The sequence below is a fragment of the Stenotrophomonas sp. SORGH_AS_0282 genome, assembly GCF_030818125.1.
Lineage (GTDB): Bacteria > Pseudomonadota > Gammaproteobacteria > Xanthomonadales > Xanthomonadaceae > Stenotrophomonas > Stenotrophomonas rhizophila_A.
This window is the reverse complement of sequence record NZ_JAUTAB010000001.1, coordinates 4,051,080-4,066,300: the sequence shown is the minus strand read 5'-3', so window position 1 is coordinate 4,066,300 and position 15,221 is coordinate 4,051,080. Positions and strand designations below refer to the sequence as shown.

The window sequence follows — 15,221 nt, the reverse complement described above, 5'->3', positions numbered from 1 at the left end:
CATGTTTGATCTGAATCACGGCTGATGACCGCTTTTTGGCCGAAAATCTATTGGATTTCGTTGTTCGGTTGGTGCTGCCTATCGTTGTTTGGAGTGGGCGACTGTGCGTGGGACACGCGTGGCGTGTGGCTACATCGTGCCTCGCTGTACAAACGGGGCCTGCTGGTACAGGCGTCGTTCGCCGCCACGCGGGTCGTCAGCGAGCTGCGGCGGGGTGTTGAACAGCATCGTCTGGCGGCGATCAAGCCCGTACTGCTCCCACTGCGGCAGCCCAGGGTGCTGCGGGTTGCCGGTGCGGGCGAAGGCGATCAGGGCATCGCTCATCGCTGCCGCCATGCGCTGCGCGTCGGCCGCTTCACCGGTGCGCGAACCCGCTGCCCGGGTGTTGTCGAACACCAGCGGGATATCCAGCGTGTGGAAAGCGCCCAGCCTGCCCCCGTCCAGCGGTGAGCCCCAATCGAGCTGGTACGCCCAGGTGGGCGCGCCCTGCCGCGCGCGTGCTTCCAGTTCCTCCACCGCCCCGCGCCAGGAGCGGCCGGCGGTGGTGGCGGCAAAGAACACATCAGAGGGCGTGTAGTGCGGATACAGGCGCCGATATTCGGCGATCACCACCGATGGCAGCAGATCGACGAACTGTTCCTTCTCCAGCCTGGCCGGCAACGTCTCCCAGGTCAGCGCGAAGTTGGCCGGGTCGTGGCCCAGGAACGCGCGCGTTTCGTCGTGGGTGTTGCCGATCACCATGGGGATGGCCGCTGACTGCGCCGGCGCCTGCGGCCAGAACGGATGCACCGGCAGGCTGTGGCCATCCACCACCGGTCCGAAGTACAGGCTGCTGCTTTCCACTCGCGAGGGGTCGCGGGCCCGGGTGGCAGCCAGCAATGCCTGGGCAGGCAGCGCCAGCAGCGCGTCAACGTCCGTTGCGCCTACCGCTTCCATCGCAATGTGCGCGCGCTGGGTAGCGGCGCGCGGCCCGGCCGCGGTGACCTGCTGGCCACTCATCGTCCAGGCACGCTGGAACAGGCCGCGCGCGGCGGGCATGGCCATCAGCGTGGCGATCTTGGCGCCGCCGCCGGACTGGCCGAACACGGTGATGTTGCCGGCATCGCCACCGAACTCGTGCGCATGTTCGCGCACCCACCGCAGGGCCTGGATCAGATCGAGCTGGCCCACGTTGCCCGAATCGGCGAACCGCGCATCACCCAGCTGCGCCAGGTACAGGTAGCCGAACACATTGAGCCGGTGGTTGACGGTGACCACCACTACATCGCCACGCTGGCACAGCGCGCTGCCGTCGTACTGCGGGTCGCTGCCGGAGCCGTTGTTGTACGCGCCGCCGTGGATGTAGAACAGGATCGGCCGGGGCTTGCCGTCGCGCAGCGCCGGCGTCCACACGTTGAGGTACAGGCAGTCTTCGCTGCCGGGGCCGTCCTCCTTGCTGCCCTGCGGAGCGGCCGGCCCGTAGGCCAGTGCATCGCGCACCCCGCGCCACGGCCGTTCAGGCAGTGCCGGCTGGAAGCGCCGGGTCGCGGTGTCCGCGCCATAGGGCACGCCAAGGAAACGGTGCACGCCCTGGTCATACCGGCCGCGCAGGTGGCCGCCGCGCACCTTCGCCAGTGAAACGGCCGGGGCGGTGCGGGTGGTCGCGCCTGCAGGCGATGACACCAGCGGCAACGTACCGGCCGCCAGCAGCATTGCGTAGCGCGCACTGTCGCGCAGGAAGCGGCGGCGCTGCAGGTCGGCAGGGGTGAGCGTCATGGCGCCTTCTCCCCGTTCTGCGCCTGCATCCAGCGCAGCGCGAGCGTGGGCCACTGGGTGGCAAGCGCAGCGGGCGGCAGGCGTACGCCGAAGCCGTGACCGCCGTGCGCGAACAGGTGCATTTCACTGGGCACGCCCGCCGCCACCAGTGCCTGGTAGTACAGCAGGCTGTTGTGCACGGACACCACGTCGTCGTCCTGCGCGTGGACCAGGAAGGTGGGCGGGGTCTGCGCGCTGACCTGCGCCTGCATCGTATACTGCTGCTCCAGCGCGGGCGTGGGGTGTTCGCCCAGCAGCCGGGTGCGCGAGCCGCTGTGTGCATGCCGGCCCATGTCGATCACCGGGTACAGCAGCAGCGCGAAATCCGGGCGCGCGCTGAGCGTGTCGGTGGCATCGCCGATGCCCGGCAGCGCGGTGGCGTAGCCGTTGCTCAGCCGCGCGGCAACATGGCCGCCGGCGGAAAAGCCGATCACGCCGATCCGTTGCGGATCCAGCTGCCACTTCGCCGCGCCGGCGCGGATCACCCGCATCGCGCGCTGTGCATCGGCCAGTGCGGCCTGGCGGTCCCCGCGCCCGGCCGGCAGCCGGTAGCGCAGCACGAACAGGGTTACCCCACCCTGCTCCACGAAGGCCGGCACCAGCGCGGTGCCTTCCTTGTCCAGCACGATGCGCTGGTAGCCGCCACCGGGAATGACCAGGAGGGCGGTGCCGTTGGGTCTGGCCGGGCTGTAGGCGACCAGATAGGGCGCAGAGACGTTGTCGATGTAGCGGTCCGGCAGCGCGGGGTCGGCGCTGCGCTCGACCACGTTGGGCACTGAGGCGTGCTTGGGCTCACCCGGCACCCTGCCGGCGGGCCAGAGCGCGATGCGGGTGGGCGTGCCGGGGGCGGGCTCGCTCTGCGGCACCGGGCGCTCGACGGCCTGGGCCGGCGGTGGGGCAACGGCGGCCAGCAGGCAGCCGGCCAGCAGGGACATCAACACAGCACAACGCATCCGCGGCAGTCCTCTCAGGGGTGGGCAAACGGGAGCGTGCCGGGCTCGTGCAGGTTCTGACGCGGTGCACATTGCCAATGACACCGGTTTACCATATACAGCTCATCCAAGTGCTGTCGATGGGCAGTGCAACAATTCACCGGGAGACCCGCTTGAGCAACGATCAAGGCAAACAGGACCTGCCAGAACAAGGGTTGGGCGACATCGCCCACGCGTTCGTCACGGCCCGCCAGCAGGGCCGTTCACTGCCGGATTTCCCCGGAACCATCCCGGAAGACCTGGTCACCGCCTACCAGGTGCAGGACCAGGCCATCGCGCTCTGGAACGACCAGGTGGTGGGCTGGAAGGTCGGCTACATCGCCGCCGAGCGCCGCGATGGCTCCGGCGACGACCGCCTGCTGGGCCCGATCTTCTCTCAGCGGCTCTGGAATGCTACCGGTGGAACAGTGGACATCCCGGTGTTCGTCGGCGGCTTCGGCGCGGTGGAAGCCGAGTACGTGATCCAGCTGCAGCAGGACGCCCCGGCCGACAAGCTGCAATGGACGGCCGAAGAGGCAGAAGCCCTTCCCGCCAAGCTGTTCATCGGCGTGGAAGTGGCCAGCAGCCCGCTCGCCACGATCAACAAGCTGGGCCCGCGCGTAGTGGTGTCGGACTTCGGCAACAACAACGGCCTGGTGCTGGGCCCGGAGATTGCGGACTGGACCTCGCTGGACGATGCCGACCTGCGCGCCGAAACCCGCATCGAGGGCGAAGTGGTGGGTACCGGTGGCGCCACCCTGCTGCCGGGTGGCCTGCGCACCGCGTATGCCTTCGCGCTGGCCCGTTCGGCCCAGCGTGGGCGCCCGCTGAAGGCCGGCGATCTGATCGCCAGTGGCAATGCCACTGGTATCCATGACATCGCCGTAGGCCAACAGGCACTGATCCGTTTCGCCGGTTACGGCGACATTACCTGCAGGGCCATCGCCGCCGGGTAACCGTGCGGCCATGGCGAGTACGCTTGGGAGGGCGCAGATGATTACTCGCAGAAGTTTCCTTGCCACCAGCGTGGGCGCGCTCAGCGTGCCCCTGTTGTCGGCCGGGTGTTCACGTTCCACCGGTGACGCGCCCGATGGCGCGCGCCTGCTGACCGCAACCGATGTGCATGTGGCCGACTACCCCACCGTGACCGCGGTGAAGTGGATCGGCCAGCAGCTGGAAGCGAAGACCGGCGGCCGCCTGCGGCTGCGCCAATACCATTCGGGCCAGCTCGGCCGCGAATCGGAAGCGATCGACATGGCCCGTTTCGGGGTCATCGACATCACCCGCGTGTATTCCGGCGCGCTCAACAACGCCTTCCCGCTCACCCAGGCGCTGTGCCTGCCCTACGTGTTCGATTCGGTGGCGCACATGCGCCGCGCGCTCGACGGCGGCGTGGCCGATACCGTGCTGCGCGGCTTTGAAAGCCGCGACCTGGTGGGGCTGGCGATCTACGATTCCGGCGCGCGCTGCTTCTACAACACCAAGCACCCGATCGTGGAACCGAAAGACCTGCACGGCCTGAAGCTGCGCGTGGCGTCCTCGGACATCTTCATCCAGCTGATGCGCCTGCTGGGCGCCAACCCGACCCCGATGTCGCTGGGCGACACCTTCTCGGGCATGGAAACGCACATGATCGATGGTGCGGAAAACAACATGCGCAGCTTCCACTCCAGCCGCCACTTCGAGGCGGCGCGCTACTGGTCGCAGAGCGACCATTCGTATGCGCCCGACGTGCTGCTGATGTCGCGCCGCAGCTTCGAGTCGCTCAGCCCGGAAGACCGCCAGCTGCTGCTGCAGACCGCGCGCGAATCGGTAGGGGTGATGCGCCAGCAGTGGGACGCCTCGGAAAGCACCGCCCGCCAAGCCGTGGCCGACTTCGGCATCCAGTTCAACGAGGTCGACATGCCGGCCTTCCGCAAGGCCGCCGACCCGTTGCTGCAGCAGTACCTGCAGCAGCCGGAGCTGGCTGCCCTCACCCGTCGCATCCGCGACTTCGCCTGAGGCCTGCCGCGATGTCCGACCCGACTTCCGAAACCGCCGTAGACCTGCGCACGCTGCCGCAGCGCGCACTCGACCGCATTGCCGACATCACCATCTACATCGCCGTACTTGCCCTGCTCGGGCTGGTGGTGGTGCAGGGCTGGCAGGTGTTCGCCCGCTATGTGATCAACGATTCGCCCAGCTGGACCGAGCCGGTGACCCTGCTGCTGCTGGCCACCGCCATGAGCCTGGGCGCGGCCACCGGTGTGCACACCCGACGCCACTTCGGCTTCTTCCTGCTGGCCGCGCACATGGGTCCCGGCCTGCGTCGTGCCGTGGACGTGTTCGCCTCGTTCGTGGTGGCCCTGCTTGGCGTGGTGATCGCCTGGTGGGCAGCCGTGCTGCTGCTGGATGGGCTGGACATCAAGATTGCCGGCGCCAACCTGCCGCAGAGCATCAACTACCTGCCGCTGTGCATTGGCGGTGCGCTGATGGCGGTGTTCGCCGTGAACCAGATGGTGCAGGCCGTGCAACCGGCCGTCGCTGAAGCAGAGGGAGACCGCTGAGTCATGGGTATTACGATTCTTTTCACTGTATTCGCGGTGCTGCTGCTGCTCGGCGTGCCGGTGGCCTATGCGCTGGCCGCGGCGGCGCTTGCCACCCTGTGGTACCTGGACCTGCCGACGCTGGTGCTGGTGCAGCAGATTTCGGCCGGTACCGGTTCGGCCTCGCTGATCGCCATTCCACTGTTCATCTTCGCCGGCGAAATCATGATGCGCGGCGGCATCTCCGAACGGCTGATCGCGCTGGCCTCGTCGCTGGTCGGGCGCATGCGCGGTGGCCTGGGGCAGGTGTCGATCCTGTCCTCGCTGTTCTTCGGCGGTGTCTCCGGTTCGGCCATCGCGGACGTGTCTGCGGTCGGCGGCACGATGATTCCGCAGATGGTCAAGCGTGGTTACGACCGCGATTTCGCGGTGAACGTGAGCATCACCGCCGCGCTGGTGGCGCTGCTGGTGCCGCCCTCGCATAACCTGATCCTGTTCTCGGCCGCCGCCGGTGGTGGCCTGTCCATTGCCGACCTGTTCGCGGCGGGCATCGTGCCGGCGCTGTTGATGACCGTGGCACTGATGGTCACCGGCTACGTGGTGGCACGCCGTCGTGGCTACGGGGTGGAAGTGTTCCCGGGCTGGCGCGCGGTGCTGCTGCGCATGGTCTCCGCCCTGCCCGGCCTGGGCCTGGTGGCGTTGATCTTCATCGGTATCCGCGCCGGCATCTTCACTGCGGTGGAAAGCGCGGCCATTGCCGTGGTCTACGCGTTGCTGGTGACCACGGTGCTGTACCGCCAGCTCAACTGGCGCGAGTTCCTGGGCACGGTGACCCATGCGGCGCGCAGTACCGGCGTAATCCTGTTCGTGATCGCCACCGCTGCCGTGTTCGGCTGGCTGCTGGCGTTCCTGCAGGTGCCGGCGGCGGCGGTGGACTTCCTGCAGTCGTTCGCGCACAGCCAGTTCATGGTGCTGCTGATGATCGTGGTGATGTTGCTGCTGCTGGGCACCTTCATGGACCTGGCACCGATGATCCTGATCTGCACGCCGATCTTCCTGCCCGTGGCCAAGGCCTACGGGATCGACCCGATCCACTTCGGCCTGGTGCTGGTGCTGACCGGCGGCCTGGGCCTGGTGACCCCGCCGGTGGGCTCGGTGCTGTTCATCGGCACGGCAATCGGCAAGATCAGCGTGGGCGAAAGCATGCGTTCGATCTGGCCGTTCTGGTTCGCGGCGGTGGGCGTGCTGCTGATCGTGACGTTCTTCCCGCAGCTGTCGCTGTGGCTGCCGGCGCTGCTGCGCGCCTGACCGCACGGCGGCCCGGTGCCGCCATCGCCGACGTGGACCCGCCCCGCACGGGCGGGTCCTGCACCGAACCAGGGAGACACCCCATGCGTATGAAGACCCTGCTGGCCGGGCTGGCCACCGCCGGCCTGCTGCTCGCCGGCGCCCTGCATGCCGCCGATGTCCCGGCCACGTCGTGGAAGCGTGGCATCGAGAACCAGCGCCAGGCCGACCTGGGCAACGGCACTTTCCTCAACCCGGTGCTCGCCGGCGACCGCCCCGATCCTTCGGTGCTCAAGGATGGCGACGACTACTACCTCACCCTGTCCTCCTTCGACGCCTACCCGGGCCTGCCGATCTGGCATTCGCGCGATCTGGTGAACTGGCAGCCGCTGGGCCACGCGATCACGAAGAATGTCGGCGCGATCTGGGCACCGGACATCGTCAAGCACGACGGCCGCTACTTCATTTACTTCCCGGCACGCACCGGCGAAACCCGCAGCAACTTCGTGGTGTGGTCGGACAACATCCGCGGGCCGTGGAGCGAGCCGATCGACATCGGCCTGGGCGGCTACATCGACCCGGGCCACGCGGTGGGCGAAGACGGCAAGCGCTACCTGTTCCTCAGTGGCGGCGCCTACGTGCAGCTGGCCGACGATGGCCTGAGCGTGGTGGGCAAGCCGAAACACGTCTACGACGGCTGGAAGTACCCGGAAAGCTGGGACGTGGAGGCCTACGCGCAGGAAGGTCCGAAGATCAATTTCCGCAACGGCTGGTACTACATGACCACCGCCGTGGGCGGCACCGCCGGCCCGCCGACCGGGCACATGGTGATCACCGCGCGCTCGCGCTCGATCCACGGGCCGTGGGTGAACGCGCCGAACAACCCGATCACCCGCACGAAGTCCGCCAGTGAGCCGTGGTGGTCGCGTGGCCATGCCACCGTGGTGGAAGGCACCGACGGGCGCTGGTGGATGATCTACCACGGCTACGAGAACGGCTACTGGACCCTGGGCCGCCAGGCACTGCTGGAGCCGATCGAGTGGACCGACGATGGCTGGTTCGTGGCCAAGGGCGGCGACCTCGGCCAGCCGCTGGCCAAGCCTTCGGGCGAGTCGGTCGGCCCGCACGGCATGGCGCTGTCGGACGACTTCACCGGCAAGACCCTGGGCGCGCAGTGGTCGTTCTTCAACCCGGCCCAGGACGAGTACAAACGCCTCGGCTTCAGCGCCAACGGCCTGACCGTGCAGGGCAAGGGCGACACCCCGAAGGACAGCTCGCCGCTGACCGCCATCGCCGGCGACCAGGCGTACCAGTTCGAGGTCGAAATGGACATCGCGCCCGGCGCGGTGGGCGGTGCCCTGCTCTTCTACAGCGACCGGCTGTACGTGGGCGTGGGCAGCAACGGCGAGAAGTTCATCATGCACCGCTACGGCGAGGAGCGCCCCACCCGGCTGGCCCCCAGTGCCAAAGGCGGCAAGCTGTGGCTGCGGGTGACCAACAACCGCCACATCGTCACCATCCATTCCAGCACCGACGGCAAAACCTGGCAGAAGTACCCGGTTCAGATGGAAGTCTCCGGCTACCATCACAATGTGGCCGGGAAGTTCCTCGCCCTGAAGCCGGCCCTGTACGCTGCCGGCGACGGCAAGGTGACCTTCCGCCAGTTCCGCTACCGCGCCCTTGATTGAGGGCGCCGGTAGACTCCTTCGACCTCTCATGGTTTGAACACATGTCACTGCGCAGCAAGACCGACCCGCCACCGCACGGGTTGACCAAGGGCAAGGCCGCCACGATCAATGACATCGCGCGGCTGTCGGGTGTATCCAAGAAAACGGTTTCGCGGATCATCAACAACTCGCCACTGGTGCGCAAGGACACCCGTGAGAAGGTGGAAACGCTGATGCGCGAGGTGGGCTACACGCCCGACCCGCTGGCGCGCGGGCTGGCCTTCCGCCGCTCGTTCCTGATCGGCATGGTCTACGACAACCCCACCGCGCAGTACATCGTGGACATGCAGTACGGCGCGCTGGACGCGCTGCGCGGCTCCAGCTTCGAATTGGTGGTGCACCCGTGCGATTCGCGCAGCCCCGGCTACATCGAAGGCGTGCGCCGCTTCGTGCAGCAGCAGAAGCTGCACGGTGTCATCCTGGTGCCGCGTGCCTCGGAAGACCAGGCGCTGGTGGACATGCTCGATGAGATCGGCTGCCGCTTCACCCGCATCGCTGCGCTGCCGCTGGATGACACCTCGCAGATGGTGGTGACCCACGACCGCGACGGCGCCGCAGAAGCGGCCGATTACCTGCTGTCGCTGGGCCACCGCGACATCGCGCTGGTCACCGGCCCCAGCGCCTACCGCTCGGCGCACGAGCGCACCGCCGGCTTCATCGATGCCCTCGCCCAGCGCGGTATCGAACTGCCGCCCGGGCGCATCGTGGAAGCCGGCTATACCTTCGAGTCCGGTGTGGCCGCCGCCGAAAAGCTGCTGCTGGGCAAGCAGCGCCCGACCGCGATCTTCACCGGTAACGATGAAATGGCGGCCGGTATCTACAAGGTGGCGCTGCGCGCGGGCATCAACATTCCGCGCCAGCTGTCCATCATCGGCTACGACGACAGCCCGCTGGCCTCGCGCCTGTGGCCCTCGCTGACCTCGGTGCGCCGCCACACCCGCGACACCGGCCGCACCGCCGCCGCGATGCTGGTCCAGCCCGACGGCCAGGCCGCGCTGCAGATCGCCAGCGTGCGCCCGCACCTGATCGTTCGCGATTCGTGCCAGCCGCCGGAGGACTGACGGGACGGTGCGGGTCACGACCAACGGTCGTGACCTACCGGCAAGGCAGCCCACCCGGCCGAACGCCACGAGATGATTCCACGCGGTAGGTCACGACCGTTGGTCGTGACTTCCCACCGATCCCGCAATGCAAAATGACACCGGTTTCCTCCTTGGCTAGAATGGGGGAAATCGCGCCGGGGCCGCCCCGTCGGCCCACCCCTGCTCTGGAGACGCCATGTACTGCAAGACCCACTACGCCACCCATCCCGACGCCATCAAGGGCGCCAGCAACGATGACCTGCGCGAGCTGTACCTGCTCGACGGCCTGTTCAATGCCGACGCAGTGACCCTGAAGTACACCCACTACGAGCGCTTCGTGCTCGGCGGTGCGGCCCCGGTGAAGGGCCCGGTGTCGCTGCCGAAGCAGACCGAACCGGCCTCCGCCGCCGGCCACGCGTTCCTGGAGCGCCGCGAGCTGGGCATCATCAACGTCGGCGCCGGCAGCGGCACCGTCACCGTCGACGGCACCGTGTACACGCTGGGCCCGAAGGACGGCCTGTACGTGGCCATGGGCAGCGAAGAGGTGGTGTTCGCCTCCGACGACGCGGCCAACCCCGCGCAGTTCTACCTGGCCTCGACCCCGGCGCACGCGCGCTTCGAGACCAAGCAGCTGTCCATCAAGGATGCGGTTGCGCTGGAACGCGGCGCGCTGGAAACCAGCAACGAGCGCACCATCTACCAGTACATCGTGCCGGCCACCTGCCAGTCCTCGCAGCTGCTGCTGGGCCTGACCGTGCTGAAGCCGGGCAGCGTCTGGAACACCATGCCGCCGCACCTGCACGACCGCCGCAGCGAGGTCTATTTCTACTTCGACCTGGGCCAGAACGACCGCGTGTACCACTTCATGGGCGAGCCGGACGCGCAGCGCCACATCGTGATCCAGAACAACGAAGCGGTGGTGTCCCCGCCGTGGTCGATCCACATGGGTGCCGGTACCAGCAACTACGCCTTCATCTGGGCGATGGGCGGCGAAAACCTGGATTACACCGACATGCACGTGCTGGACATCTGCCAGCTCAAGTAACCCACACCGCATTGGATAAGGACCGTAACCGCAATGGCTAATCCGTTCAGTCTGGAAGGCAAGGTCGCCCTCGTTACCGGTGGCAACACCGGCCTGGGGCAGGGCATCGCCGTAGCGCTGGCCCAGGCCGGCGCCGATGTGGCCGTGGCCGGCATCGCGCCGCCCACCGACACCATCGCAAAGATCACCGCGCTCGGCCGCCGCTGCCTGGCGGTGGAAGCAAACCTGATCAGCATCGAGCCGGTGGAGCGGGTGATCCGCGAAACCATCGAAGGGTTGGGTGGCCTGGATATCCTGGTCAACAACGCCGGCCTGATCCGCCGCGCCGATGCGGTGGACTTCAGCGAGCAGGACTGGGACGACGTGATGAACGTCAACATCAAGTCCGCGTTCTTCATCTCGCAGGCTGCCGGTCGCCACTTCATCGCGCAGGGCCGCGGCAAGATCATCAACATCGCCTCGATGCTGTCCTTCCAGGGCGGGATCCGGGTGCCGTCGTACACCGCCAGCAAGAGCGGCATCGCCGGCATCACCCGCCTGCTGGCCAATGAGTGGGCCAACAAGGGCATCAACGTCAACGCGATCGCCCCGGGCTACATGGCCACCGACAACACCGCCGCGCTGCGCGCCGACCAGGACCGCAACAAGTCCATCCTCGACCGCATTCCGGCCGGGCGTTGGGGTACCCCGGAAGATCTCGCAGGTACGGCCGTGTTCCTGGCGTCGAGCGCGTCAGACTACGTCAATGGTTCGGTAATTCCCGTTGACGGTGGTTGGCTGGCTCGGTGATGCATGGGTATCGACCAACGGTCGATACCTACCGGGATCAGATCGTCGGCCGCGAACCCGCGGCGCAAGACCGGTAGGTACCGACCGTTGGTCGGTACCCCCGCCAAACGTCCTGACGGTAGCGCCGGCCGTTGGCCGGCCCTCCTGGAGCCCGAACATGCACCGCTTCCTGCTCCCGATGCTCTTGTTGTTCGCGGCGGTCACCACACACGCGGCGCCGCACCGTGTTTTCATTGCCGGCGATTCCACCGCTGCCGACTACGGCCCCGAGCGCGCGCCGCTGATGGGCTGGGGCCAGGCCCTGCCAAGTTATCTGGACCCCGCGGTCTGGCAGGTCCGCAACCACGCCAAGGCGGGCCGCAGCGCGCGCAGCTTCATCGAGGAAAAACGCCTCGATGCGATTGCGGCCGAGATCCAGCCCGGCGACGTGCTGCTGATCCAGTTCGGCCACAACGACGCAAAATTCGAAGACCCCACCCGTTACGACGACCCGGACGCCGCCTACCCGCAGTACCTGATGCGCTACGTGCAGCTGGCCCGCGACAAGCGCGCCACGCCGGTGTTGATCACTCCGGTGGCGCGGTTGCTGTACGACTTCGGTTCGCTGCTGGACACGCACGGGCTGTACACCCAGGCGATGAAACAACTGGCCGCGCGCGAACAGGTGGCGCTGATCGACCTCAACGCCAGCTCCACCCGCTGGATCCGCGCGCTGGGCGAGCAGGGCGCCAAGCCATACTTCATGTTCGTACCCGAACAGAACAAGGCCGACGGCACCCATTTCAGCACCGCCGGTGCCACCGCCGTGGCCTGCCTGGTGCTGCGTGACTGGGTGGCCCTGAAGCCGGACCTGAAGCCGGTGCTGAAGCGCGACATCGATTGTGACGTCAGCCAGGCCGCAGGGCAGGGCGCTGACCCGGCCAAGCCGTCGAAGGTTGTCCATGAGCGCGATATCGCCGTTACCCAGCCTGGCCCGCACGGTGGCGCCGGCCCGACCACGGCGTACCCGTTCTTCGCCGACGACAAGGATCTGCCGTTCGTGCTGCGCAAGCGCGTGCTGCACAAGGGCGCGGGCATTGGCCTGCACCCGCAGCACAAGGACGAGATCTATTACATCGTCAGCGGGCAGGGCAGCTACGTACTGGATGGCAAACAGTACGACGTGGCGGCCGGCGACGCGCTGCTTACCCGGGTGGGCAGCCTGCACGCGCTGCAGCAGCGGGGTGAGCAGGATCTGGTGGTGCTGCTGGCGTACCCGCGGTGAAGGCGCAGCCGGGCAGGGCCCGGCTCTACCGACGCTAACCTTCAAAAGCCTCTGAAGCTTTTGAAGGTTAGGTGGCTAAACTTCAAAAGGCCCGGTGAATTGCGTCAGCGAACGGCGTCACACGTCGCCGCCTTCCGCCCAGCCTTCGCCGGTGCCCTTCTGGAACACGCGGTCGCCTTCCTGCACATCACCGGCCGGCAGGTGCTCCTGCGTTTCCAGCGCGGCGTAGATCGGGGTGAAGTCCGGCGCAGTCGCTTCCATCAGCTGCTCGTAGCTGTCGATGACGAAGTAGGTCTTCTGGAAGGTATCGATGCGGTAGCGGGTGCGCATGATGCGCTCCAGGTCGAACCCGATCCGGTTCGGCGCAGCCGATTCCAGCGAGTACAGCGATTCGCCCTTGGACGAGACGATGCCCGCGCCGTAGATGCGCAGCCCTTCGGGCGTGTTGATCAGGCCGAACTCCACCGTGTACCAGTACAGGCGGGTGAGGTGCTGCAGTGCTTCGGGGCCGATCGCGTGCGCCTTGACGCCGCCGCGGCCGTAGGCGGCCATGTAATCGGCGAACACCGGGTTCATCAGCAACGGCACGTGCCCGAACAGGTCGTGGAACATGTCCGGTTCGGCGATGTAGTCGATCTGGTCCGGGCGGCGGATCCACCAGGTGACCGGGAAGCGGCGGTTGGCCAGGTGGTCGAAGAAATCCAGTTCCGGCAGCAGGCCTTCCACGCCAACCAGGGTCCAGCCGGTGGCGGCGCCCAGCACTTCGTTGAGCTGGTCGAAGCGCGGAATCATGTGCGCGTTCATGCCCATCTCGTCCTGCGCCTGCAGGAACTCCTTGCTGGCCCGGCCCACCAGCAGCTCACGCTGGCGCTGGTACAGGGTGCTCCAGGTGGCGTGGTCGTCGGCGGTGTAGCTTTCCCACGGCTGTTCCACCACGGCGGTGGTGTACACCGGCACGTAGCCCTTGTCGGTCTGCTGGTGTTCGACGCGGCGGGGGGCAGTGGCGGTTTCCATCGAGGTGGGCTCCTGGGAAGTGACCCCTTGATGCTAGGGCAGGGCGCGCGCAAGAGGATTGCAAAGTTGCGCAGATCTGCCGACCTGCCGCAATATCGTTGCGTCCAATCAATGTTGCGGAGCAGCAATGTCCGGAGATGCCCAGTTCGACCGCACGGATCTGCGTCTTCTGGCGGAGATCCAGCAACATGGCCGCGCCACCAACGCCGAACTGGCGGCGCGGGTGAACCTGTCCCCGTCGGCCTGCCTGCGGCGGGTGCAACGGCTGGAAAGCGAAGGGGTGATCGCCGGCTACGGCGCGCGACTGGAACCGCGCCGGATCGGGCTGGGGCTGCAGGCCTTCGTGCGCGTGCAGCTGGAAAAGCACGACCAGCACGCCATCGGCGTGTTCGCTGACAGCGTGGTGGACTGGGACGAAGTAGTGGCCTGCCATGCGCTGACCGGCGACATGGATTACCTGCTGCACATCTACGTGCGCGACCTGGAGCACTTTTCCAGCTTCCTGCTGGACAAGCTGCTCAATGCAGCGGGCGTTGCCGATGTGAACTCCAGTTTCGTGCTGCGCACGGTGAAGGATTTCAGGGCGTTGCCGTTGTCGCAGCTGGAATGACGCAACGCGTCATTCCAGCGGCTCTACCGCGGGCGGCGTCCAGAGATGACGCGGTTTACCCCTCGCACTTTTCCTTGCGGCCCATCAGCTTGCCCACGCGCGAGGGTTCGTCGCATTTCGGCTTGGGCGGGGGCGGCGCCGCTGCCGCCGCACGCGCCTTCTGCAGCTGCTGGATCTTCGCGCGGATCTGCGGCATTGCCGCCATCGCGGCCTTCTCGCCCTCCAGGATCGCGTAACCGCGCTGGCTGAAATCGGCCGCGCCGATGTCCAGCACCTTGGGGCGGATGATGATGTCGGCACGCGCCAGTTCCTGCTCGCCCAGGCGCTGGCCCATGATCGAGATGGACTGGTTGACGATGCCCAGCATGCCGGTCGGCGATTTGCCGCTGGCCTTGCTGGAGATATCCACCGCGATGACGAAGTCCGCGCCCAGTTGGCGCGCGGCATCCACCGGCACCGGGCTGACCACGCCGCCGTCGACGAACAGGTTGCTGCCGATCTTCACCGGTTCGAACACACCCGGGATGCTGCTTGAGGCACGCACCGCTTGGCCGACGTTGCCACGCACGAACACCGCGCGATCGCCGGTATCCAGGTTGGTAGCCACGGCCGCGAAGGGCTTCTTCAGCTTTTCGGCCGGCTTGTTGTTCACCTGCGCGTTGACGTAATCCTGCAGCTTCTGGCCCTGCACCAGGCCGCCGGAGAACAGGCGCACGTCGCGGATGCTGGCCTCATCCAGGGCCACGGCCTTGGACTGCATCTGGAACGCGTCCATGCCGCTGGCATACAGCGCGCCGACCACGCTGCCGGCGCTGGTGCCGGACACCACGACCGGTTCGAAGCCATTGGCTTCCAGCATCTTGATCACGCCGATGTGCGCGAAGCCCTTGGCCGCACCGCCGCCGAGTGCGATGCCGATCTTCACCGGCTTGGCCGGTGCGGCAGGCACCACCACGGGGGTGACCGGCGTGGGGCGGGCGTTTTCGCCGCCGCAGCCAGCCAGCAGGCCGAGCAGGGCAACAGACAGCGTCAGGCGGGTGCGGCGGAAGGCGGTCATGGCGTGCAGTATCTGAATGGGCGGTTTGAAGGTCGCCAGCATACCGAAGCGTTGGA

The 15,221-nt window shown here is 67.2% G+C and carries 14 protein-coding genes; 10 read left to right on the top strand and 4 right to left on the bottom strand.

Annotated elements, in window-relative coordinates; translation table 11 throughout:
- Positions 1-129 precede the first annotated feature (129 nt).
- Together QE395_RS18380 and QE395_RS18375 are read right to left on the bottom strand one after the other, a co-directional pair.
- On the bottom strand, positions 130-1,755 hold the full coding sequence (locus QE395_RS18380) for a carboxylesterase/lipase family protein (protein WP_306990280.1): 1,626 nt from the start codon (positions 1,753-1,755) through the stop codon (positions 130-132).
- Positions 1,752-2,729: an alpha/beta hydrolase gene (locus QE395_RS18375; RefSeq protein WP_306990279.1), complete on the bottom strand. Its 978-nt coding sequence runs from the start codon at positions 2,727-2,729 to the stop codon at positions 1,752-1,754. The genes QE395_RS18380 and QE395_RS18375 overlap by 4 nt, the downstream gene beginning before the upstream one ends.
- Before the next feature lie 170 nt (positions 2,730-2,899).
- On the opposite strand from QE395_RS18375, the gene QE395_RS18370 reads away from it, so the two are divergent.
- The 9 genes from QE395_RS18370 (at position 2,900) to QE395_RS18330 (ending at position 12,484) form a co-directional block, all read left to right on the top strand.
- Positions 2,900-3,721 carry a 2-keto-4-pentenoate hydratase gene (locus QE395_RS18370; RefSeq protein WP_093535391.1) on the top strand — a complete coding sequence of 274 codons (822 nt, stop codon included), beginning with the start codon at positions 2,900-2,902 and terminating at the stop codon, positions 3,719-3,721.
- Positions 3,722-3,758: 37 nt separating this feature from the next.
- Positions 3,759-4,766: a TRAP transporter substrate-binding protein gene (locus QE395_RS18365; RefSeq protein WP_095362417.1), complete on the top strand. Its 1,008-nt coding sequence runs from the start codon at positions 3,759-3,761 to the stop codon at positions 4,764-4,766.
- Between the two features lie 11 nt (positions 4,767-4,777).
- Positions 4,778-5,311 (top strand): TRAP transporter small permease, encoded by a 534-nt coding sequence (locus tag QE395_RS18360; RefSeq protein WP_249833411.1) that lies wholly within the window; start codon positions 4,778-4,780, stop codon positions 5,309-5,311.
- Between the two features lie 3 nt (positions 5,312-5,314).
- The gene (locus tag QE395_RS18355) at positions 5,315-6,598 is read left to right on the top strand and encodes a TRAP transporter large permease (protein ID WP_068848098.1); all 1,284 of its coding nucleotides are present in this window, start codon (positions 5,315-5,317) and stop codon (positions 6,596-6,598) included.
- An 89-nt stretch (positions 6,599-6,687) separates the two neighbouring features.
- Entirely contained in the window at positions 6,688-8,265 is a 1,578-nt protein-coding gene (locus QE395_RS18350) for a family 43 glycosylhydrolase (protein ID WP_306990560.1), read from the top strand.
- Positions 8,266-8,306: 41 nt separating this feature from the next.
- The gene (locus tag QE395_RS18345; protein ID WP_068848102.1) at positions 8,307-9,365 is read left to right on the top strand and encodes a LacI family DNA-binding transcriptional regulator; all 1,059 of its coding nucleotides are present in this window, start codon (positions 8,307-8,309) and stop codon (positions 9,363-9,365) included.
- A 217-nt stretch (positions 9,366-9,582) separates the two neighbouring features.
- Positions 9,583-10,431 (top strand): 5-dehydro-4-deoxy-D-glucuronate isomerase, encoded by an 849-nt coding sequence (kduI, locus tag QE395_RS18340; RefSeq protein ID WP_068848104.1) that lies wholly within the window; start codon positions 9,583-9,585, stop codon positions 10,429-10,431.
- Positions 10,432-10,464: 33 nt separating this feature from the next.
- Positions 10,465-11,220, top strand: a complete 756-nt coding sequence (gene kduD / locus QE395_RS18335) for a 2-dehydro-3-deoxy-D-gluconate 5-dehydrogenase KduD (protein WP_093535379.1) — start codon at positions 10,465-10,467, stop codon at positions 11,218-11,220.
- Positions 11,221-11,377: 157 nt separating this feature from the next.
- Entirely contained in the window at positions 11,378-12,484 is a 1,107-nt protein-coding gene (locus tag QE395_RS18330; RefSeq protein WP_306990278.1) for a GDSL-type esterase/lipase family protein, read from the top strand.
- A 117-nt stretch (positions 12,485-12,601) separates the two neighbouring features.
- On the opposite strand, the gene phhA is transcribed toward QE395_RS18330, so the two are convergent.
- Entirely contained in the window at positions 12,602-13,498 is an 897-nt protein-coding gene (gene phhA, locus QE395_RS18325) for a phenylalanine 4-monooxygenase (protein ID WP_184126323.1), read from the bottom strand.
- A gap of 127 nt (positions 13,499-13,625) precedes the next feature.
- Between phhA and QE395_RS18320 the strand changes: the two genes are divergently transcribed.
- Entirely contained in the window at positions 13,626-14,108 is a 483-nt protein-coding gene (locus QE395_RS18320; protein WP_068848115.1) for an Lrp/AsnC family transcriptional regulator, read from the top strand.
- Positions 14,109-14,163: 55 nt separating this feature from the next.
- Here the strand turns inward: QE395_RS18320 and QE395_RS18315 are convergent, their stop codons facing one another.
- Entirely contained in the window at positions 14,164-15,165 is a 1,002-nt protein-coding gene (locus QE395_RS18315) for a patatin-like phospholipase family protein (RefSeq protein ID WP_093535571.1), read from the bottom strand.
- Between the last annotated feature and the right edge of the window lie 56 nt (positions 15,166-15,221).